General features: G+C 72.1%; 1 protein-coding gene and 1 tRNA gene. One reads left to right on the top strand and one right to left on the bottom strand.

What is annotated here, in order from left to right:
- The first annotated feature begins 116 nt into the window (after window positions 1–116).
- A tRNA-Lys gene (locus KN815_RS48420) sits at window positions 117–190 on the top strand.
- Window positions 191–244: 54 nt separating this feature from the next.
- On the opposite strand, the gene KN815_RS48415 is transcribed toward KN815_RS48420, so the two are convergent.
- Window positions 245–595, bottom strand: a 351-nt coding sequence (locus KN815_RS48415) for a nucleotide disphospho-sugar-binding domain-containing protein (RefSeq protein WP_372458665.1), incomplete at its 5' end; no start/stop codon positions are given.

Here is a 595-nt window from a genome sequence, read left to right as displayed (position 1 = left end):
GCCGGTTGTGATCTTGTCGGCACGGCTGTGACCAGCACACCCGCCGTCTTTCCGGGCTGAAAGTTATCGATTTTCGCTCCGTGGCGTCCGAGTGCTAAGGTCTCCTACGTCAGCAGGCGCCGCTAGCTCAGTTGGTTAGAGCAGCTGACTCTTAATCAGCGGGTCCGGGGTTCGAGTCCCTGGCGGCGCACAGACAGCGAAAGGCCCCTCACCTCGGTGAGGGGCCTTTCGCGTACAGCGGCGCTCACATCGTCGGGCCCGTGAGCCGGGTGACCACCAGGACCGCCTTGTCCGGGCCGGGCATCGCCAGCGCCTCCCGCCGCAGGGCGTGCGCCGCCGCCGCGTACGAGGGCTGCTCCAGCAGTGTGAACAGGTCCAGGGCCAGCCGCCCGCCCGCCGCCCGCGCCCCCAGCCGGGTGCCGTCGAGGGCATCGGCGGGCAGATACATCCCGGCGCCCACCCGGGCCAGCCGCGCCCCGTTGAGCTGCTGCTCGAGGCGGGGCGCGACGATCAGTTGCGGCACCCCGGCCGTGGCGGCGGCCAGCACCGCCGCGCCCCCGCCCTGGTGGAGCAGGGCCCGACAGCCCGGCAGCAC

This window comes from Streptomyces niphimycinicus (assembly GCF_018883605.1).
Taxonomy (GTDB): Bacteria; Actinomycetota; Actinomycetes; order Streptomycetales; family Streptomycetaceae; genus Streptomyces; species Streptomyces niphimycinicus.
The sequence above is the reverse complement of the archived record's forward strand: the minus strand, read 5'-3'. Positions and strand labels throughout refer to the sequence as shown.